The sequence below is a fragment of the Brumimicrobium mesophilum genome (assembly GCF_003025005.1).
Classification (GTDB): domain Bacteria; phylum Bacteroidota; class Bacteroidia; order Flavobacteriales_D; family Crocinitomicaceae; genus Brumimicrobium; species Brumimicrobium mesophilum.
The window spans coordinates 151,302-173,225 of sequence record NZ_PVSS01000009.1; the positions used below are offsets into that span (position 1 = coordinate 151,302).

Consider the following 21,924-nt stretch of genomic DNA (forward strand, 5'->3'; position numbering starts at 1 on the left):
AAAGCCTTCTAATTTTTAATTATTTTGGCTGACCATAGTTGATTTGAATCTTCTATGCGCAGAAAATAGACTCCTTTTTTCAATTCACTTAAAGATAATTTTGTCGAAATATTTCCAGACTTAACAAGCTTTCCTTGGATATTTCTTAATTCAAATGGTTTTTGATCCAATTCAGATGAAATATTAATAAATGAACTTGTTGGGTTTGGATAAAGCGAAATTATTTTCTTTTCTTCGGTTGAAAGACTAACTAAGTCAAGCCCGTTATCAGCAACTGGAGTTGATTCTGCATTAGCCCCTAATTTAGCTACCATTACATTTGAACCAAGAGATGAATTTAAAGGATTGTCGCTTGCAGTTCCAACAAATGCAACTCCTCCATCATTTGTAAGAATTAACTGATTAATCATATCTTCATCAAAAGCAGAAAATGTAGCTCCCGCTTCATATATATTTGAAAATGAATAAAGCTGAACAAATGCATCTAATCCTCCAGGATAAGGGTTGATTTCAGGAGAATCTGACAACATTCCTAAATAAACACCATTTCCTGACACAGCGATAGAGTTATAATATCCTCCGCTTAAATATCCTTGGAAAAAATTTTGACCAACATAATTTCCATTTAAATCTGACTTTGCATACCAAAAATCATTTTTATTTTCTGTTGGATGTTTAATGTAGCCCGCCATATAAATTATCCCTTGGTCTAAAGCCATATCATTAACTTTGGTAACACCTGCTTGATCCAGTATTTCTACCCAATTTTCAGTACCATCAACATGATATGATGCCAGCATCCCTTTAGAAATACCAAAATCCCCAATATTACCGCCGATTACAAATTCTGTTGGAGATAAAACCAGGACAGAAGATGCAAAATCATCCTCAGCTGTTTGTATAGTTTTTGTCCAAATTTCTGCTCCCAAAGCATCCGTTCTAACCATGAAAACATCTTTCCCCTGAGACAATAGTCCATCAGTTTCGCCCACTAATATTAAACCACCATCATCTAAAAGAGCGGCGTCATGAAGAACATCCCAATCAGCACCTCCGTATGTTTCTTCCCATTGTAGATTACCTGACAAATCTGTCTTATATAAAACAAAATCAAAATCACCATTCGCAGTTGAACCAGTATAGCCAGCTATATAAAAACCATCATTTGGAACATGGATCACTCTCATCCCAATATCCTCTCCAAAATCGCCATAATTCTTGGTCCATTTTTGATTTCCCAAACTATCAATTATCATCAAAAAAGCTTGACCTGAATCATTGTTAAATCCACCTGAAGTACCAGTTATGGCGTAACTTGAGTCTGGCAATTGGACAATCCCAAAACCTTGATCAAAAGGACCACTTGTAAACTTTTTATAAAAAGTACTTTGCGCGATTCCTATTAAAGGAAAGCTAAAAACACAAATGAATATTATCTTTCTTAAAATTTCCATGCTAATCTTATTAAACCTGACTGGCCGTATTGGCTCTTTAATAACGCTCCTAGTAAATCTTCGGTTCCCAAACCAATCATCATTTTATCTCCAGAATAATTAGCATACAAGCCCAAACGAAAGTTTCCATAACCTCCGAATGAACCTTGAGTACCAAATGAGAAGTTTCCTCTTGGTTGATAATGTAATCCTAAATACACCATTGGTCTATAAATAACATTAGTGTACATTCGAACTCCAAATGTAGATTGCAACTTTTTAGTTGAATGCACGCTTGCTACCTTTCCTACTTGAATAAATCCTGGTAACAACCTTGTGGATGAGCTTTCTGATTCTAAAACACCTAAGGTATCCTTAAAACTTGCAATTCCCGTTTCACTTGTAAAGTCATCAATAGAAAAACCACTGTAAGAAATTGTAGCATCAACTTCTTGAAACTTGGAATTTATTAAATGATATGCTCCAATATTTCTTCCAGTAAATTTTATAATCCCATTAAATGCTTCTTGAATTCCAAATGGAATATTAAAATCAAAATTTACTGCACCTCCAGCGCCTTTAAAATAAGGAGAACTTATTGCTTCCATCAATTCACCCTGAACTCTTAAATCAACATTTGAGCCATCCTCAGAAAACGAGGCACTTCCTTTATTTACAAATAACTGAACATAGTTTTGAGGTAAAACAACATTTAATGATATGAAATTCTTAGTTTTTCTATCATGAATCCCGGCACCCAAACTCAAAAATTGAACAAATTCGGCTGAAGAATTAGAAAAAGTTACGGTTTCTCCTAAATACGAAGCATTTCCTAACAATGCAAGTCCCACAATATCTGAAGAATAATCGGATGATGCATGAATTTCATTTGAAGCCTCTATCATCCAACCCCAATTAGGTTTCGATTTAAAAACCTGACCTGCTGCCTTATATGCAATTCTAAATTTTGCTCCTCCGCCTATTCTGTTATACTCATTATGTTCATCAAATACATCTTTACTCAACTCATCTGAAATATCACCACCAAAGATTATTTTATTGCTTAGTTCATTCGATAAAGAAGTACTGTGATAAAACAAACTACTATTTACAGATAATTGATGATTAACGACAGTAGAATCATACAATACAGGTAGCAGTTCTTGACTTTTTGCAGAATGACCAAGCAATAAAAGAACCCCTAGAAACATCAAGTACATTCTTTTAGCAATCATAATTCCGTTTTTAATTTGAACTCACTCATTAATAAAATTTTAAGGGCTGCATTAGCATAAATGGTATTGTTGTTAAAACTAGTTGAGTTAAATACAGCTGTAACTTTAATAAATTTAGTTTCCGAAAGTAAATCTGCTGTTTCTTCCTCAAGAATAAATTCTATACTTTCATCTATCGGAACATGACCATCGCCATTCACATTAATTTGAGCTGGAGAAATGGCTCCAGTAGAAGTAATTTGATTCAAGCTTTCATAGGTTTCATCCAGTAATTCCAAATTTATTTTTGCACCATAAGGAAAACTATTGCTTGTATTTAAAATTAACTTCCCTGACTCTATCCTTAAAAGTTTATTATCATTTTTAAAATCAATTTCAAAAGTGTCTCTCAATGTCAAATTATCTGCACCAAGCAACAATGGAAAGTTTGCTCTTAAATCAATTCCTAAATTACTTTGAGGATAAATCACATCATTTCCACTAGAAGTATTCCCTAAAGGATTAAGTTCAATTGAATAACCTACATTGTATTGACTTCCTAGGTTTTCAAGGAAACCCTCCATATTCCCTGTGGATTGATCAAATAAAAATGAAAGTTCAGATGGAACAATATTATTCCAAGAACCTAAAGCAGGATCAATGTTAAAATTTTGACCAAAAAGTGGATGATCTAATTCAACTGCATTATTTCCGAAATTCACACTCTCAAACTTAGTAATTTGACCTTTAGCTCTAACTTTAATTCCATTTCTAATCACCATTTCCAAATTAATATCTTCGATATTTATGGCTCCTCCAATAATTTTCGAAAGCGCTTCTAAATCAACCGATGTAGTATCTGAAAATACAATGTTACCAAAGTATCCTTTTGCATAATCAACTGTTAGTCCTTCAAATGTCACTTTGGTCTTAAAAACATCTTGATTAGTAATTGAAACAGTTGGTCCCTGAGGATCAGTAACCACCTTCATTCTGGATTGAATAACATTATACAATTGACCTGTAACCCCAGTCATATCAATTGTGTAACCAGACAAATCTAAAATCAATGTACCAATACCTGGATTTGCTCCAGTTCCACCAGCAACATTTTGAGTTATAGAAAATTCAACTCCATTTTTATAAACACCAGGCAAGGAAATTGTAAAAACCCCTATAGTAGATACCGGATTTTCAATTCGAATTGAGGCAATTCCAGACTTAATTCTAGCTGTTGTTAACGCAATATCTTCAAAAGAAAATTCATGTTCCTTCACCTCATCAATAAAGCTGGAACCCGGCGCGAATTCAATGGAAGGAAAAGCGATACTAAAAGATTGATCTACTGATGTATCTGGAATTTCAATGAGAGAAGAGAGATCTAAATCAATTAAATTTCTATCAACTATTACTTGAATTGTTTGATTATTGTTGACTCCTAAAGTAGAATCATTCACATAATCATTTATTAAAAGGGTATCGTTGATGAGAGGAACCACCCAATCAGAAGTCCAAGCAACCTTATCTTTTCTACAACTTACAGCCGTTAGAAAAATCAAGAATAAAAAAATATATTTTTTCCACATACAGCATTTTCTATATTATTGAACGTTTTTGCAAGTAAAAGGTTGGCTATAAACCATTGTAAATAATTGATACTATTAAAACAAAGGAACATTCGTAAGGCAACAAACAAATTTAATGAAAATCATTTATTGAAGTTGATTTTAACCACATTAATAAATTTTATATGTTTTAGAGGAAGATATTAATGAAAGCATGTTATTTTTGATGTAATCTTATAATAATCAAATGGAATATATAACTTTTATAATTGTTGCCCTTGTCCCTGCCTTAGCAGTAATTTTTGTTGTCATGGCTTTTCTTAAAAAACAGAATGAGCGTGAAATTACCAACATGAATATTGATTTAAAAAAAGAACGTCAAAAATTCTTTTTAGAACCTAGAATGGAAGCATACCAAAGAGTTGTTCTATTATTAGAACGTATTAATCCACAAAGCTTAATAATGCGCTTACATGAACCTAATAATTCTGCAATAATGCTGCAGTCTGCTTTATTAAGTAATATCAGAAGTGAGTTTGACCACAATGTAGCACAACAAATTTTTGTATCCACATCTGTGTGGGAAATGGTAAAGAAAAGCAAAGAGGAAACGATTAAAATTATAAATGTTGCTGCACAGGCACTCGGAGAAAATGCAACATCCATTGAGTTAAGTAATAAGATTTTTGAAATAATTGGTGAACTTGACGAATTGCCAACAGAAATTACGATCAAACTAGTAAAGGAAGAACTTCAAAGGTTATTTTAACAATTCAAATTTAAAAATTTGAGTATTTTTTTGTATTATTGATTAAAACAAAACGTATGCGATTCATTACATTTATATTTGCTTTATTTATTGGTTTTTCTTTCTCTTTAAACGCTCAAAACAATGGAAACAAAAGAGATTTGATCCAATTTTCAGGAGTCTTAGTCTCTAGTGACAGTCTAGATCAAGTATCATATGCCTCAGTTATAGACAAAACAACTGGAAAAGGAACAATGTCAGATTATTACGGGTACTTCAGTTTTGTTACTCGTCCTGGCGACACCATTCTCTTTAATGCTTTTGGATACAAAACAAGTTCTTACATTGTACCCGACTCTTTAAATGAAACTAGATATTCTATCATTCACGTAATGACGCCAGATACCTTACTACTTCCAGAAGTAGATATTTACCCTTGGCCTTCAAGAGAAGATTTTGCTAGAGCTTTTGTCGAAATGGATCCATATGACGATGCCTTAAGAAGAGCTCAAAAACAACTTTCGGGTGAAAGCCTTGCATTTATTGCATCAAGAGTACCAACAGACGGAAAATTATCATATAACTGGCAAACCGAACAAAGATTAACTCAAATATACACCCAAGGTCAAGCACCAATGAACAACCTGCTGAATCCTGCAGCTTGGGGTAGATTTATTGACTCTTGGAAAAATGGTGAACTCCAAAGGGAATAGAACTTAATATAAAAGAATAACCAAAAAAAACTCCATAAGTATATGGAGTTTTTTTTTGGTTTAATATTTTATTTAATGGTAAAGTAAGCGGGGTAAATTATTGGAAAGAAGATACCTAGACAATTAATTAAGCATTACATTTGGACTTTGTATCGCTTAAAGAAAGCCTCCCAATTCCATAAAAAATTCTTCATTATTTCATCCATTCTCTTTAGAAACAAAGGATTTGGAGAATCCATACTTTTAAAGTAATCATCTTGAAAGTCATTCAATTTATATTTATAGAACATCGCTTTAGACATACTATATAATGTAACTTTAGAAGGATGATTTACTCTTGACATAAATTTAGAGTAGTCCTTAACATGATCTTCAAATTCATGATTCGTCATTTCAAAAGCATCAGCAATCTTTTTATAAATCAAAGGCTCAAGAGATTGTAACATGTGAGATGAAAAGGAACCACCTAATTCATTGATATTCCCAACAATTACAATCATTGCAAAATGACCATCCGCCATCTTATCAAGCTGAGGTTTTTTAACAAATGCTGGATCTTCCTTCATTATTGATTTAACCTCCTCAAAACCTTTGTCAATAACGTCTAAAACGCCATTTACAAAGACATTAGCAAGTTGTTCATCTGAAACTTTCTTTTTAAAAAGTGTACTTAGCATATTGCGATTTTAGAATTACTCTATATACAAAGGTAAATAATATTGACCCGTTCTCAACGGCAGAAACTCCTTGCTTTTCAACATTTTTATTAACAAAACTCACTATAATGGGATAATTTAGTAATATATACTTAATACCACCTTGATCTATTAAATTTTAAAAATTACTATTTTTTGATTTTTTTCAAACATAAGTTATTTAAAAATATACTCAGTTTCATCAGTAATTCCGCTACTTTTACCTCAAAAAAAGTGAATGAAATCATATAAATTCTTAAATATTCTGTTTTCATTAATCATAATTGGTCTAATTACCATAATATTTTTTATTTCCAATAATAAAAAACAAAAAGCCAATGAACAATTAAGTATTGAAAATACTGATAAACCGCAACTTTTTGAGGTTTATTCACAAAAAAAACTCTTGCTTAACGGCGTGATCTCGGCAAAAACAGTAGAAAATGTTCAAATGAAAGTTTCAGGGAAGCTTGATAAAACCAATGCGAGCTTATATGTAGGAAGAGAATTTAAAAAAAATGAAGTTCTAATAAAAGTTGAAAGACTTGAGGCTTTATATGAGATTCTCACCGTAAGGTCAGAATTCATGGAATTGATTCAAAAACTAATTTTATCCATCAGAGATAAAGCACCAGACGCAACTAATAAATGGATAGACTATGAAAGCCAAATTGAAAGAACTCTTCCCCTACCCACCTTACCCGAAATGAATTCAAAAAAGGAAGAAGAGCTTTTAAATCGATTAAATGTTTTCAGTAAATATTATAAAACTAAGGAGATTGAACGAAAAGCAGAAGATTATGTTTATCTCGCTCCATTTGACGGTTTGATAATAGAATGCAAAATCCATCCACAATCCACCATCCAACCTGGGAAAACGATTCTTAAATTAGCAAAAAAGAATTCATACCAAATAGTGTCACATATTCCAATTTCGGAATTAAATAGGATAAATAGAAACGACACAATTGATTTTACGTCAAATAATGGGGAACTTTTAACACAAGGCAGGTTTTTTGAAACAGGCACACTCCTTTCTGATTCTTCGACAATTGAGGTCTATTTTTCAATATTCTCACAAGAAAGCAGCCTATTAAAAAACAGTGTACAATTTAAAATTGCAAATGATCCAGTTAAAATCCCATCAAAAGCAATAAGAAACAATGAAGTTGAAGTCATATCTGGCGATAAAACTTTTAAAATAATGGTAAAAGAAATTGAAATAATTGGAGACTCCTCAATTGTAGAAGGCTTACCACAACATTCTATTATAAATGTAAATCCATAAAAAAAACCACAGCACAAAAGCTGTAGTTTTAACATGGTAAAATAATATAGAATTTACTATTGTGAAAGCGGAGTTAGAAGATTATGTTTTTCAATTAATTTTCTAATATTAATTAAGGCGTAACGCATTCTACCTAATGCTGTGTTTATACTTACATTTTCTTTCTTTGCAATATCTTTAAAAGACATCTCTTTAAAAATTCGCATATTTAGAATATCTCGTTGAGATTCTGGCAAATGATCAATTAAACCTACCATCTGACTCACGAGTTCATTGTGAATAATATCATCCTCGATATTATTGTCCTGCAATTCTAACATATCAAAAATATTATAATCTGCAGATTTAGAACTTGATTCAGAAATCAATCGAACTTTGTTTGTTTTTCGGAAATGGTCTATCATCAGATTGTGAGCAATTCTCATAGCCCAAGGTAAAAACTTACCTTCTTCGTTATAAGCACCTTTTTTCAAGGTCTTAATAACTTTTATAAATGTTTCTTGGAAAATATCTTGTGAAAGTGCCTCATCACGAATTTTCATAAAAATATAATTATAAATCTTATTTTTATGTCTATTCAATAATGTTTCGAACGCCTTTTCTTGACCTTCAATATATAAAGAAACCAATTGTTTGTCTTCTAGTTTAGATAGCTTCATTGTTACTCAGTTTAGAGATTAACTATTAAAATGTAATTCTGTTTTTTAGAGTAAAAATTTTTCTATAAGCAACTGGTTTTTAAAAATTATTAAATTCAAATATAAAGTTATTAAAGTAATTAGCAAAAATCAATCCAATTAATTTTTCTCCAATACAATAGTAAGACGCAGCGAAGTTACAAAAGGTTGGCAAAAATTTAATAATATTTTGATTTATATTTTAACTGTAACTTTCATTGATTAAGGTGTGATTATTGATGGTTTTCTAACTATAAACGCAGATGGATTTTTTTAATTTAAGATAATCTTTTTAAAAAAACTACTTTAATCAAAAGGTCTTAGTTATTTTTGAAGCAAATAAAACAGAAAGAAAATATGCCAAAATTATCATTAAAAGCTATTAGCATGCCTTCTTCACCAATTAGAAAGTTGGTTCCTTTTGCAGAAGCTGCAAAATCAAGCGGAAAACATGTTATACATCTTAACATAGGTCAACCAGATATTGAGACTCCTGAATCAGCAAGAAATGCGATTAAAAATTCAGATGTCAAAGTTCTAGAATATTCTCATTCTGCGGGGTTTGAGTCATACAGAAAAGGATTATCGGATTATTACAAAAAGAATGACATTCAAGTAACAAAAGATGAAATCATCATCACAACAGGAGGATCTGAAGCATTATTATTCGGGCTATCTGTTGGATTGAACCCAGGAGATGAAATCATTATTCCAGAACCTTTCTACGCTAATTATAATGGTTTTGCAACGGCAGCAGGAATTAACATCATCCCTGTAACTTCAACAATCAAAAATGGTTTTGCCCTACCTTCAATAGAAGAGTTTGAAAAGAAAATCACTTCTAAAACAAAAGCAATTCTAATTTGCAATCCAGGAAATCCAACAGGATATTTATATACGCAGGAAGAACTTGAGAAACTAAGTGTTCTTGTAAAAGAAAAGGATTTATTCTTATTTGCTGATGAAGTATATAGAGAATTCTGTTATGACGGTGCAACTCCTTACTCAGTAATGAACTTAAAAGGATTAGAAGAAAATGTAATTCTAATTGATTCTGTTTCCAAAAGGTACTCAATGTGTGGCGCTAGAATTGGAGCATTGATTTCAAAAAACACAGAATTCTTGAATGCTGTGATGAAATTTGCTCAAGCAAGACTTTCGCCACCAACTTACGCTCAAATCGCTGCTGAAGGAGCTTTAGCAACACCACAATCCTATTTTGATGAGGTTACTGTTGAATATGTTGCACGTCGTGATATAATGGTAGATGGCCTGAATAAAATAAAGGGGGTAAACTGTCCAAAACCTAAGGGAGCATTTTACGCTGTGGCTGAATTCCCAGTTGAAGATACCGAGCATTTCTGCCAGTGGCTATTAGAAGACTTCGAATACCAAGGAAACACAGTTATGATGGCACCATTAAGCGGATTTTACGCCACACCTGGATTAGGAAAAAAAGAAGCGCGTATCGCTTATGTTTTAGAGAAAAAGGAACTTGAAAAAGCACTTGTTTGTATAGAAAAGGCCTTAGATAAATATCCTCACACCACTTACTAAAAAATTATTTTGAGTATTCAACAAAACATAAAAATCGCAGCTGATGCTGTAATATTTAGCTACGATGAGACAGGTCTTTACCTTTTACTTATTGAACGTAAAAAAGCTATCAATGGCAAATCCTGGGCTCTACCTGGAGGATTCATTGAAGATAAAGAATCACCAGAAACAGCTGCCATACGAGAATTAAAAGAAGAAACTGGCGTCTCACTAAAATTCATTAAGCAATTTGGAACTTTTGGAGAAGTGAAAAGAGATCCACGATTTAGAGTAATTTCTATAGCTCATTACATTCTAATGAAAAAGAAGGGCACTCAACCAAATGGAAACGACGATGCAAAATCGGCGCAATGGATTACTATGAAAGAATTGCCTGAAATGGCTTTTGACCACAATGAAATGGTTAAACTAGCTTTTTCTCAATTGCAAAAAAGCATATCCTCTTTGTCAGTTGATTGTATTGCAGAAGAACCTACTTTAGAAGATGTTAAAATGATTTCGAAGTTATTAAGCAAAACGAAAATTCGATAGATTATTAAACAAAAAATGGCAGCAATTAAATGAATTGCTGCCATTTTTTTTTATTTAAATATTATTATTTATTATTTTCTATCACATAATCCAAGACCTTTCTCATTAAATGAACCCTATCTTTTCCTCTCACATTATGTTCATGCATAGGATAAGGAAAGAAATCAACCTGAATTCCTAAATCAATGAAAGTCTTCACCAAAGATAAATTATGTTGCATTACAACAACTGGATCAGAAGTACCATGTATCAACAACAAATCACCTTTTAAATTTTCAGCTTGATTTAACAAACTTGAATTAGCATATCCTTCCTTATTTTCATCTGGAGTATCCATATAGCGTTCACCATACATTGCCTCGTAGTATTTCCAATCTGTAACTGGTCCCCCAGCAACACCAACTTTAAAGATTTCAGGTGACTTCAACATCATGGACACCGTCATAAACCCACCATAACTCCAGCCATGAACGGCAATTCTACTTGTATCAACATAATTAAGTCCGCTTAAATAATTCACTCCATCCAATTGATCTTGATGCTCTACAACACCAAGATTACGATGAATAACATGCTCAAAATCAACCCCCCTATTTCCAGAACCGCGATTATCCAACGTAAAAACAATATATCCTTGATTCGCCATCCAATGCATCCATAAACTCGCACCATCATACCAACTATTCGTAATCAATTGTGCATGTGGACCTCCATATACATAAATCAAAACAGGATATTTCTTTGAAGGATCAAAGTCTCTTGGCTTAATAATTCGTGTATACAGATCAACACCATCTCTGGATTTTATAGATTTAATCTCAGCTTCCGCCAATTTATATTCAGCTAATTTATTACTAGCCTCAAGCATTTGCTTAATCTCCTTTCCATTTGACTTTCGGATTTTCGCAATATTTGGAATGGCATGAGAAGAATACTGATCAAAAATATACTCTCCAGAACTATTCACCTTAACACTATGTGTTCCTTCATCCTTTGTTAACAATTGTTGCTTTCCTTTTAAATCAACCTTATACAACATTGTATTTAAAGGACTTTCACCTGTGGCAGTAAAAAACACTTCACCCTGTTGCGCGGCAACAACATCTTTCAACATAAAATTATTCTTTGTTAACTGAGATTTTAAAACTCCATCAATAGAATAGTAATATAAATTATCAAATCCATCACGCTCACTAACCCAAACGAAATCGTTACTCTTATCAGATGGAAAATGAGCCGGCTTTTCAGGCTCTACCCAGGTATCTTTCTTTTCTTCAAACAAAGTTTTTACCAATGCACCATCCGATTTATATTTTTGAACCCAAATGTGTTTTTGAGATCTAGCTACTTCAGCCAACAATATAAATTGATCATCAGGTGTCCAACTTACATTCGTTAAATAATTCTCTTCTCCATTTTCGGTTTTTATAAGTGAGGTTTTTTTATTCTCCAACATATAAATTCCCAAACTTGCTTTCTCGCTAGGCTGACCAGTCATTGGATACTTAATGGAACTTAATTTCCCAGGCACTTCTGTAATGTCAAGAAGTGGATAATCATGTACAGCAGATTCGTCCTTTTGGTAAAACGCTATGCTTTCTCCAGAATTTGACCAGAATATACCTTGTGTTATGCCCATTTCGCTTCTTGCAATCTCTTGACCTGAAACAATGTTATGATCTGTATTTTCGGTTACCGCTATTTCATTAAATTGCTCAACCAAACTTAGATAAAGATTATTATCAATAGTATATGCAACATTATGATATTGATTGTCAAAAGTAATCCTCTCTGCATTTTCAGGGAGTTCGATTTTCGTTCCTTTTTTAGTTTTAATATTAAACGTAACAATCACATTTCGTAGATTCAAAACAAAAGTATTCTCATCTTTCCATTTAAGCCCAGCGAAATAATTAAATTTCACATCTAAAGCATCATTAATATCACTAATATGCAGTACTTCTTTCTCTTCCCCTCCTATCTCACCAATTACTAAGGTTTGATATTGTTTTAAATATGAATATTTTTCAAGGTTCTTAATCCACTCAAAACCAAAAACGTGATCAGGATAAAATTGTTGATATTGTCCTGAGACAGCTTGCTCAAGGGATAACTCTTTTTGAGCGGACACTTGAGTAATAAAAATCACTGAAAGTATCAAAATGACAAAACGTCTATTCATTTTTTTATGTTTAATAATTTGTAAGTTCTCAAAGATAAAACAAAATTAGAAAGACAAATTTTAAAATTGAATCCAATAAATATCAGTCCTTTTATGAATCTCAACTATAGAAAAGACAATTATTGCGAAACGATAAAAAAGAAAAAAAGCCAAAAGAATAATGAAAATGAGACAATCATACTTTCAAAAGGATTCTAATTTCATCAAATAAAGGCTAAAAAATGAAGATTAATGTAAGAGAATAGAAAAATGGTGCTTATTTTGCAAATTCTTTTTTGCTGAAATAGATAATCGGTATTAAATTTTTAAAATTAAGGGATATTTTAATGGATATTAAGGACATAATAAGAGAAGTTTTTATCTTTTTTCATGTAGATTTAACTAAAAACCTCAAATATGATAGGCTAACTAAGGCTATCATGAAAAAGCATATCCAAAAGAACCATAATTGCATTGATGTAGGCTGTCATAAAGGTGAAATTTTAAATTTGATGTTAAAATATTCACCTCAAGGCAAACACTTTGCTTTTGAACCTATTCCTTACTTATATAAGGAACTAAAATTAAAATTTGAAAATCAAGCAAAAATTTATCCTTACGCTTTATCTAATAAAAATGGAAAGACTTCTTTCCAATTGGTCAAAAATGCACCAGCTTACAGTGGCATCAAACAAAGAAAATATGCTATCAAAAACCCCGAGATAGAAGAAATCGAAGTTGAAGTAAAGACCATAGATGATATAATCTCTCTCAAAGAAAAAATAGATTTCATCAAAATAGACGTCGAGGGCGGAGAATTTGAAGTGCTAAAAGGGGCACAAATGACATTAAGCAAGAACAAGCCCATCACTTTATTTGAATGTGGAAAAGGAGCAAGTGATTACTACGGAACTAATCCTTCAGATATTTACTGCTATATCACCAAAGAAGTAGGATTAAAAGTGTTCACGCTGAAATCTTTTTTAAAAGAGAAGAATCCGTTAAGCATAAAAGAATTTGTCAATCATTTCGATTCAAGTTCTGAATATTATTTCGTAGCTGCGAAAATTTGATTATGTATAACAACAATACATAGCAAGGATAATTATCAAACTAAACCTCAGTCTCCAATGATTCTAACAACTATTTTGCGGACCATCAATTAATTTACAGCAATAGATAAAGTCAATTTAAAATTAAGGGAATAAATAATTATATTTGTCTTTTTACCATCTTCACGGTAACGCATACTCAAACATTTTTTAAAATCTTTTCAACGGGTATTTGTTATTCAAATCTTTAAGTTATATATTTGCATCCCCAAATTTTGGGATTATTGTCTTATTTTTAAAATTAACAAAGTGGATACATTAAGTTACAAGACTGTCTCTATCAATAAAGAAAACGCTGAAAAGAAGTGGTTATTGGTTGACGCAGAAGGCGAAACGCTAGGGCGTATGGCAAGTAAAGTAGCGCAATTAATCCGTGGAAAACACAAGCCGAATTTCACTCCTCACGTAGACTGTGGTGACAACGTCATCGTAATCAACGCAGAGAAAGTAGCAATGTCGGGTAATAAGTGGGAGACGAAAACATACATTCGTCACACAGGTTTTCCAGGAGGTCAGCGTTCTTTGACTGCAGCGCAATTAAGAGAAAAACGTCCAGAACGTTTAGTAGAAATGGCTGTAAAACGCATGTTACCTAAGAACAAATTAGGTAGTCAGTTATACAAAAACCTTAAGGTTGTTGTTGGAACTGAGCATGATTATGCTGCACAAAAGCCAGAAACGATTAATCTAGAATCAATCAAATAATGAGTATGGAAATTATCAACACATTAGGAAGAAGAAAAACTTCTGTAGCTCGTGTTTACATGAAGCCTGGTAAAGGTAACGTTACTGTAAACAAACGTGATTACAAAGTATTTTTTCCAGTTGCAACCTTACAAACTAAGGTACAACAATCTTTTGCAGTTACAGAAACTTTAGGTCAATATGACGTAACAGTTAACGTACACGGTGGAGGAATCAATGGTCAAGCTGAAGCAATTCGTCTAGGAATCGCTCGTGCATTGGTAAAAGTTAATGAGGAGCACAAGCCTTTATTAAAAGAACATGGTTTAATGACACGTGATCCAAGAATGGTAGAGCGTAAGAAACCAGGTCAACCAAAAGCACGTAAGAAGTTTCAATTCTCGAAACGTTAGACTTACAATTACTTTATTTGGCGCTTGTTTAGTATCCAAATGGTGGAGTACCCTTCGAAAGAACCCTCTATTATTGATTACTAAAGGAACGTAAACACGAAACAAAAAATTAAAATGTCAAAAAAAGCAGATTTTAAAGAACTTTTAGATGCAGGTGTACACTTTGGTCACCTCAAAAGAAAGTGGAACCCAGCAATGGCTCCTTATATATTTGATGAGCAAAAGGGTATTCACGTTATTGATTTAAATAAGACAATCGCTCATTTAGAGCAAGCTTGTTTAGCTATGAAACAAATTGCAAAATCTGGTAAAAAGATTTTATTTGTTGCTACTAAGAAACAAGCAAAACAAATAGTTGCAGACAGAGTTAAAGCTATCAACATGCCTTACGTTACAGAACGTTGGACAGGTGGTATGTTAACGAACTTTGCTACTACAAGAAAGTCTGTCCGTAAGATGGCGACTATCGACAAAATGCAATCTGACGGTACTTGGGATACGTTATCTAAACGTGAGAAATTATTTATTACAAGACAACGTGAAAAATTAGAAAAGAACTTTGGTTCTATCGCTGACATGACTCGTCAACCAGCGGCTATTTTCATTGTTGATGTAATGAAAGAAAACATTGCTTTGAAAGAAGCAGTTCGTTTAGGAATTACAACGTTTGCAATGATTGATACTAATTCAAATCCAAAATTAGTTGATTTCCCTATTCCATCTAATGATGATGCATCTAAATCAGTTGCAATCATTATGGACCATGTTATCGCTGCAATAGAAGAAGGTTTAGCAGAACGCAAAACAGCCAAATCTAAACAAGAGGAGGATAAAAAAGCAGAAGAAGCAAAGAAAAAAGAAGACAAAAAGAAAGCTGACGAAGAAAAAGCAGCCAAAAAAGAAGCTTCTAAAAAAGAAGAAACAAAAGTAGAAGAGAAATCTGAAGCAAAAACTGAGGAGAAAACTGAAGTTAAAGCTGAAGATAAATCAGAATAATAATTTTTGTAATTTAAGATATTATGGCAATTACAGCTAGTCAGGTAAATGACTTAAGAAAACAAACAGGTGCAGGAATGATGGACTGCAAAAAGGCTTTAGTTGAAGCTGATGGAGACATGGAAGCAGCAGTTGATTTTTTACGTAAAAAAGGTCAAAAAGTAGCGGCAAAACGTGGAGACAACGAAGCTAAAGAAGGTCTTATATTTGCAGAATCTAAAGGTGAAGTGGGATACATGATTCAACTTAACTGTGAAACTGATTTTGTTGCAAAAAACGAAGATTTCCAAAGCTTCATTAAATCAATTTTAGAAATTGGTATCAAAAATGACGTTACTTCTGTAGAAGAATTAAAAAAACTACAGTACAACGAGAAGTTAACAGTTGATGAGAAGCTTGTTGAGCAAATTGGTGTAATTGGTGAAAAGTTAGATTTAACTAACTTCGCTAAAGTAAGTGCAACTTCTGTTGTAGCATACAACCACCCTGGAAATCAATTAGCTACTTTAGTAGGCCTTAACAAATCAGGTTCTGCAAGTGAAGATGCTGGGAAACAAGTTGCAATGCAAGTTGCTGCAATGAATCCTATTTCTTTGAAAAAAGAAGGTATTGCACAAGAAGTAATTGATCGTGAACTAGAAGTAGGTAAAGAACAAGCTATTGAAGAAGGGAAACCAGCTGACTTGGCAGATAAAATTGCTCAAGGAAGATTGAATAAATTCTTTAAAGAAAACACTTTGTTAAGTCAAGACTTCGTTCGTGACAACAAAATGAATGTTGAAAAATTCCTAAATTCAGTTGAGTCTGGATTGACAGTTACAGATTTTAAACGCTTTTCATTAAGCTAATCAATATTTAAAGTAAAAAAAGAGAGAACATTGTTTCTCTCTTTTTTTTGTCTTATTTTGTAGAAATTTTATAAACGTATAACGATTCTTGACCATGAAGTATAAAAGAGTTCTGTTAAAATTAAGTGGTGAGTCACTTATGGGAGATAAACAATTCGGAATTGACAATGCCAGATTAACCAAGTATGCAGAGCAAATCAAAGAAATTACCGACTTAGGTGTTGAATTAGGAATCGTAATTGGAGGGGGGAATATCTTCAGAGGCGTTCAAGCAGAAGAAGGAGGAATGGACAGAACTCATGGAGATTACATGGGTATGTTAGCCACAATGATTAACGCTATGGCTCTTCAATCCGCATTAGAAACTGCAGGAATTGATTCAAGACTTCTTTCGGCTATTGAAATGAAAGAAATTGCAGAACCATATGTTAGGAGACGAGCTGTTCGACATTTAGAAAAAGGACGTGTTGTAATTTTTGGAGCCGGAACAGGAAACCCTTATTTCACAACAGATTCTGCAGCATCATTACGTGCCATTGAAATCAATGCCGATGTAATAATCAAAGGCACAAGAGTGGACGGTGTTTACACCAAAGATCCTGAAAAAGACGAGACAGCGGAAAAATATGACACAATTTCATTCGATGATGTATACTCCAATGGATTAAATGTTATGGATATGACAGCATTTACATTGTGTAAGGAAAATGATCTTCCAATTATTGTATTCAACATCAATACGGCCGGAAACTTGAAAAAAATCATAATGGGAGAATCAGTAGGAACTATTGTTGCTTAAAGTATTCTTTATTAAATTTACATTTTATATTCCAAGGTTTTAAATAACTAAAAATTATGACAGAAATAGATGAAACTATAAGTGAGTTTAAGTCGGCAAATAATAAAAGCTTGACTTTCCTTGAAACTGAATTGCGAAAAATTAGAACTGGAAAAGCAACTCCAGACATGCTTGAAGGTGTTATGGTAGATTACTACGGTAGTATGACCAACTTAAGTAAAGTAGCTAATATTGGAACTTTAGACGGAAGAACTTTAACTGTTCAACCATGGGAAAAAAATATTTTAAGTGATTGTGCAAAAGCAATAATTAACGCAAACCTAGGATTAGCTCCTCAAGATAATGGTGAGATGTTGATAATTACCATTCCAATGCTTACTGAAGAAAGAAGAAAAGATTTATGTAAAATAGCAAGAGCTGAAGGAGAACATGCTAAGGTGAGTATCCGAAACAACCGAAAGGATGCGATGGACTATATCAAAGAATTAAAAAATGATGGGCTTTCAGAGGATGATGCTAAAACAGCAGAAACAGAGGTTCAAGAAGTCACAAATGCTTTTGTTAAAAAAATCGATTCGTTGATTGATGCCAAAGAAGTTGATGTAATGAAAATATAATTTACAATTAGTGAAATTTGTAAAAGCTCTAACAATATTGTTAGAGCTTTTTTTATTTCTACTATCAAATCAAGAAATCACCAGTAAAGCCATCATAAAAATAATTCTCCTGTTTGCCAAATTTGAAGATAGTAGCAATAGGCTAGTTAGGTTAGGTTGCTACACATTTCAAGTTCTAAAAAGGTCTCAACACTTAACCACTACCGACTTAAGGTAACTTAGGTTGGCTAAAATATTAAATCTATACTTATCAAAATAGTTATACATTAGATGAAATAGGGTCTTATTTGGCAACAAAAGTAAGATCCACTAAAGTCCATAGTTTTAAATCTATCTAAGACCAATAAATAAATAACCTAAAATCAAAAGGCTTGCTGTATTTATGGCACGTATTTCTCTCATAAATATATAAAGAGCTCCAAATTTACTAACCCATTTAGTAGAAACTATAGTTAAGTATCAAGCAATAATCTACTATAAAAGATGAATTAAAAGCCCGTCAGCTCAATCAAAAGTAGTCAGCAATTCAGATTCTCGTATTTGAAACATTAGACAAGTTTTCCAATTAAATATATCGATAAAGAAAAGTATTAGTCTTATGGAATTCTTGGGAAATAAATAAACAAAAAAAGCCCTGACTAATAAAGTCAGGGCTTATATTTTGAATTAATCTAAGATTACATTTTCACAAACTTAGTATTCTCAACTTGACTACCACTTTGTACTCTGATAATGTAAGTACCTTGAGGCAATTCAGATGCGCTGAAATTAATCTCGTTACGCCCTACGTGAGCATTTGTTTTTTGAATTCTTTTCACCAAACGACCAGAGATATTGTAGAATTGAATATCTAATAAATCACTTTGCTTGATGTCAACTACAAGAGTTGAGTTATAACGAGCAGGATTTGGATAAAGCTCTAACTTAAATGGTTTATCTTTAATCACATCTTCAATTGGATCATTAGTTGATACGTTTAACACAGCATCAGTTGACCAAATACCACGACCAAATGATCCCATAAACACTTTACCAGGAACTTTATTTCCTTCATCCCATGTTCTCCATGATTGACGTACTTCATAAGTAGGAACACCTGCAAACTTAGGATCAGAAACATCTAACCATGTAGCACCTCCATCTTCTGATAAGGAAACTCCTTGGTAGGTTGAAGCAAATAAAACATCGCTATCATCTCTATCAATGATGATATCATAAAATGCTAATCCGTTTTGTGAACCTACAGCGGTCATAGTAGGACTTGATGAAGCTGCATTCGAAGAACGGAAAACTGAACCGTTAAATCCTTGAACAGCTACTAAATCATTCTCATTGTTTGGATTAACACCAACTCCTGTGAAAGAACCAGTTGCTACGACAGTAGATGTTGTTGCAGTTGCTCCTAAATCAAGATTAAGTTTAGTCTTAAAGTCTGGGTCAGTAGAATATACCTCTCCAAGTCCAGTTAATCTTCTTACTGAACTTCCAGCTGTTACATACATATTATTTAAATCTTTACTAAATGCAACATCTAAATTACCAGCTGAACCAATGTTTTCCATCAAACGAACCCATGTTGTTGTTGTAACCGACAATCTCAATGCATCACGTGTTCCCCAGATTTCTCCACCGTTTTTGTTTGTACTAAACACAAACCATGATTGGAATGGATCTTGAACAGTTAAAGTATCCCATGCAACACCCAAACGAACAGTATCTCTTCCAAATGGAGTAATACCTGGTCCTGATGCATTAGATCCGTAATAAAAGTTATAAGGGTCTACACTAGCAACAATTACTGTATCTGGACCATTCGGTACAAATACTTCAATAGTATCATTTACCATTGGAGGGTTATTTCCAGAACTATTAGGTAAATGATCAAAATCATAAATACCTAGATCGTACATATCACCCGTAACCTCATCAACAACAACATATTCAGTTGCAGTCAAGGCAGGGTTATAAAACAAAGTATCATCATACTGAACAGCAGTTGGAGTAACATAATCAATAGTATCACCAGTAGCTCTACTTGGGACTCTAATTACATCACCAACGGCATAACTTGCACGAGGAATAAAAATCACAGAATCTTCTGAATCCGTATCATAGTATTCACCTAAGTGAAACTGAGTATGAAAAGGATGATCTGCTGAGGAAGTACCACCTGTTGCGTCATAACCAGGAAGAATTGGACTAAAGTTACTTACCGATGCTCCACCATCTGCGCTTCTATAAAATCCATTTGAATAAATACTTGTAATTAAAATATTAGGGTTGAAAAAAGAAATTTCAGCTGTAAATCCATCACCTCCAGAAACTTCTTTAAACTCTTGATAAGTCGCATTTCTAAGATTATTATATAAACTTCCATTATCTTGTGTACCACCTATAACACCTCCGTTTCTGTCGTAAGCGAATGCATAAAATTGAGTGATATTATATCCTCTGTTGGCAGGATAATAAGTTGAACCTTGATCTAAAGAAACACCAATTCCTCCATCATTTCCGATATACAACCTATCATTTTTATCCCATCTCAAAGAATGGTTATCCGCATGAACGTACAAAGGACTTGTAGGACTTGCAAACCAAATTGAAAGTTTATTCCATCCACCAGATGGTGGATTGTTAATTTGTTTTTTCCATTCATGCAAGTCAATACCACCTACAATAACACGATCAACATCTGTTGGATCGAAACTTACAACACTATTATAACCTCCTTGATTACGGTAATCAATAACACCATTGTTAATATCTGCTGCAGTTGCTGCAGTGTGTTTATGCCAAGAATTTCCATTATCTAAAGAAATCCATTGCCCCTGGTTGTTTGATGAAGTTGTAGCTGCATAAATAGAGTAAGTACCATCAGACTTCTTACTTGAAATAGCATATTCAATTCTACCATATCCTGATTGAGCTAGTTCTCCATTAGTAGGATTACTTCCTACAGCAGAAACTTTTTGAAAATCTTGTCCCCAATTCACTGAAACCCAAGTTTCATTGTTATTAGATGCTACAACAATTGCTTCACCATCTTGCGAATAATTCAATGTTTTAGCTCCAGAACCACCATAGCTTGTAACATCTTCAACAGTTCCACCTAACGTATATTTCTTCAAGCCTGAAGAATGAGTAAAATAGACAGTTGAGCTGAATTCCGTAGCCGCCACTCTATTTATTTTACCAAAAGAAGCTGTTCCTGGAACAATATCCCAAGTAACTCCACCATCCGATGTAACAAATAGACCTTCTCCAGTCCAAGTTTCTTCACCAGACCCTGTTGCAACATAAACATTCCCTCCAGCATCTTGTGCAATTGAAGAAATGAATTGTCCACCTGGGAAAGTTTCAACACGATTCCAAATGTTCGCTCCATTGATTGATTTATATAAACCACCTGAAACACCCCCTGCCCATACTATATTTATATCCGTATGATCGGCAAGAACTGCACGTGTTCTACCACCTATATTGTCTGGACCTAACTCTGACCATTCTACACTAAGTGCTTTGTTTTGGTTGTTAGCTTTATAATTTTGAATGATTTGACTAAGCTTGCTACTTTCAATTACTTCGCCTGTTTCAACATCTATCATTGTAGACTTCACCCATTCACGGAAACCATTGGATCCTGTTTGAATTTCTAAAGACCCTCTATCTTGGGAGTACCTTATTGCCTCCTTATTGTCTAAAACACTTGGTGCAATCATCGCCGCTGCTGCAATAGCCGCCACTCCTAGACCTCCAAGAACTAATTTACTTCGTTTCATATTCATATCAATACTTTCGGTTTCACTTCTATTCTAAGGCGCCAATTTACGTAAAAAATTCAAATATTTTACAACAAATTAACGTCTATTTATT

19 protein-coding genes are annotated in these 21,924 nt (G+C 33.2%); 12 read left to right on the top strand and 7 right to left on the bottom strand.

Features of this window, described 5'->3' with window-relative positions; all coding sequences use genetic code 11:
• Nucleotides 1–8 precede the first annotated feature (8 nt).
• Genes C6368_RS10895 through C6368_RS10905 form a run of 3 tightly spaced genes read right to left on the bottom strand, consistent with a single transcriptional unit; the run spans nt 9 to nt 4,206 of the window.
• A complete protein-coding gene (locus tag C6368_RS10895) occupies nt 9–1,454 on the bottom strand; it encodes a T9SS type A sorting domain-containing protein (RefSeq protein WP_107039230.1) in 1,446 nt (481 codons plus the stop codon).
• A complete protein-coding gene (locus C6368_RS10900) occupies nt 1,442–2,668 on the bottom strand; it encodes a hypothetical protein (RefSeq protein ID WP_107039231.1) in 1,227 nt (408 codons plus the stop codon). Before C6368_RS10900 ends, C6368_RS10895 begins: the two co-directional genes overlap by 13 nt.
• Nucleotides 2,665–4,206: a hypothetical protein gene (locus tag C6368_RS10905; protein ID WP_234369127.1), complete on the bottom strand. Its 1,542-nt coding sequence runs from the start codon at nt 4,204–4,206 to the stop codon at nt 2,665–2,667. Before C6368_RS10905 ends, C6368_RS10900 begins: the two co-directional genes overlap by 4 nt.
• Nucleotides 4,207–4,459: 253 nt before the next feature.
• Between C6368_RS10905 and C6368_RS10910 the strand changes: the two genes are divergently transcribed.
• Together C6368_RS10910 and C6368_RS10915 are read left to right on the top strand one after the other, a co-directional pair.
• Complete coding sequence (locus C6368_RS10910; protein WP_107039233.1) at nt 4,460–4,981, top strand: DUF7935 family protein; 522 nt, start codon at nt 4,460–4,462, stop codon at nt 4,979–4,981.
• A gap of 56 nt (nt 4,982–5,037) precedes the next feature.
• A complete protein-coding gene (locus tag C6368_RS10915; protein ID WP_107039234.1) occupies nt 5,038–5,673 on the top strand; it encodes a carboxypeptidase-like regulatory domain-containing protein in 636 nt (211 codons plus the stop codon).
• A gap of 134 nt (nt 5,674–5,807) precedes the next feature.
• On the opposite strand, the gene C6368_RS10920 is transcribed toward C6368_RS10915, so the two are convergent.
• Complete coding sequence (locus C6368_RS10920; RefSeq protein ID WP_107039235.1) at nt 5,808–6,350, bottom strand: hypothetical protein; 543 nt, start codon at nt 6,348–6,350, stop codon at nt 5,808–5,810.
• Between the two features lie 256 nt (nt 6,351–6,606).
• On the opposite strand from C6368_RS10920, the gene C6368_RS10925 reads away from it, so the two are divergent.
• The gene (locus tag C6368_RS10925; protein ID WP_107039236.1) at nt 6,607–7,656 is read left to right on the top strand and encodes an HlyD family efflux transporter periplasmic adaptor subunit; all 1,050 of its coding nucleotides are present in this window, start codon (nt 6,607–6,609) and stop codon (nt 7,654–7,656) included.
• Nucleotides 7,657–7,712: 56 nt separating this feature from the next.
• Here the strand turns inward: C6368_RS10925 and C6368_RS10930 are convergent, their stop codons facing one another.
• Nucleotides 7,713–8,315, bottom strand: coding sequence for an RNA polymerase sigma factor (locus C6368_RS10930; protein ID WP_107039237.1), 603 nt, complete (start codon nt 8,313–8,315; stop codon nt 7,713–7,715).
• A 375-nt stretch (nt 8,316–8,690) separates the two neighbouring features.
• On the opposite strand from C6368_RS10930, the gene C6368_RS10935 reads away from it, so the two are divergent.
• Together C6368_RS10935 and C6368_RS10940 are read left to right on the top strand one after the other, a co-directional pair.
• Nucleotides 8,691–9,890: a pyridoxal phosphate-dependent aminotransferase gene (locus tag C6368_RS10935; protein WP_107039238.1), complete on the top strand. Its 1,200-nt coding sequence runs from the start codon at nt 8,691–8,693 to the stop codon at nt 9,888–9,890.
• 9 nt (nt 9,891–9,899) lie between these two features.
• The gene (locus C6368_RS10940; protein ID WP_159038559.1) at nt 9,900–10,421 is read left to right on the top strand and encodes an NUDIX domain-containing protein; all 522 of its coding nucleotides are present in this window, start codon (nt 9,900–9,902) and stop codon (nt 10,419–10,421) included.
• Nucleotides 10,422–10,485: 64 nt separating this feature from the next.
• Here C6368_RS10940 and C6368_RS10945 read toward each other — a convergent pair whose 3' ends face one another.
• Nucleotides 10,486–12,603, bottom strand: a complete 2,118-nt coding sequence (locus C6368_RS10945) for a S9 family peptidase (RefSeq protein WP_107039240.1) — start codon at nt 12,601–12,603, stop codon at nt 10,486–10,488.
• Nucleotides 12,604–13,022: 419 nt separating this feature from the next.
• Here C6368_RS10945 and C6368_RS10950 point away from each other — a divergent pair, with 419 nt between their 5' ends.
• From C6368_RS10950 to frr, 7 genes are all read left to right on the top strand, one after another.
• On the top strand, nt 13,023–13,655 hold the full coding sequence (locus C6368_RS10950; RefSeq protein WP_159038560.1) for an FkbM family methyltransferase: 633 nt from the start codon (nt 13,023–13,025) through the stop codon (nt 13,653–13,655).
• Between the two features lie 288 nt (nt 13,656–13,943).
• Nucleotides 13,944–14,399 (top strand): 50S ribosomal protein L13, encoded by a 456-nt coding sequence (rplM, locus tag C6368_RS10955; protein ID WP_107039242.1) that lies wholly within the window; start codon nt 13,944–13,946, stop codon nt 14,397–14,399.
• Between the two features lie 5 nt (nt 14,400–14,404).
• Nucleotides 14,405–14,791, top strand: coding sequence for a 30S ribosomal protein S9 (rpsI, locus tag C6368_RS10960; protein ID WP_107039281.1), 387 nt, complete (start codon nt 14,405–14,407; stop codon nt 14,789–14,791).
• Between the two features lie 114 nt (nt 14,792–14,905).
• Complete coding sequence (gene rpsB / locus C6368_RS10965) at nt 14,906–15,787, top strand: 30S ribosomal protein S2 (RefSeq protein WP_107039243.1); 882 nt, start codon at nt 14,906–14,908, stop codon at nt 15,785–15,787.
• A gap of 23 nt (nt 15,788–15,810) precedes the next feature.
• A complete protein-coding gene (gene tsf, locus C6368_RS10970) occupies nt 15,811–16,635 on the top strand; it encodes a translation elongation factor Ts (RefSeq protein WP_107039244.1) in 825 nt (274 codons plus the stop codon).
• A gap of 94 nt (nt 16,636–16,729) precedes the next feature.
• Nucleotides 16,730–17,434: a UMP kinase gene (gene pyrH / locus C6368_RS10975; protein WP_107039245.1), complete on the top strand. Its 705-nt coding sequence runs from the start codon at nt 16,730–16,732 to the stop codon at nt 17,432–17,434.
• Nucleotides 17,435–17,490: 56 nt separating this feature from the next.
• Entirely contained in the window at nt 17,491–18,051 is a 561-nt protein-coding gene (gene frr, locus C6368_RS10980; RefSeq protein WP_107039246.1) for a ribosome recycling factor, read from the top strand.
• A gap of 677 nt (nt 18,052–18,728) precedes the next feature.
• On the opposite strand, the gene C6368_RS10985 is transcribed toward frr, so the two are convergent.
• On the bottom strand, nt 18,729–21,830 hold the full coding sequence (locus C6368_RS10985; protein ID WP_159038561.1) for a T9SS type A sorting domain-containing protein: 3,102 nt from the start codon (nt 21,828–21,830) through the stop codon (nt 18,729–18,731).
• Nucleotides 21,831–21,924: the final 94 nt, after the last annotated feature.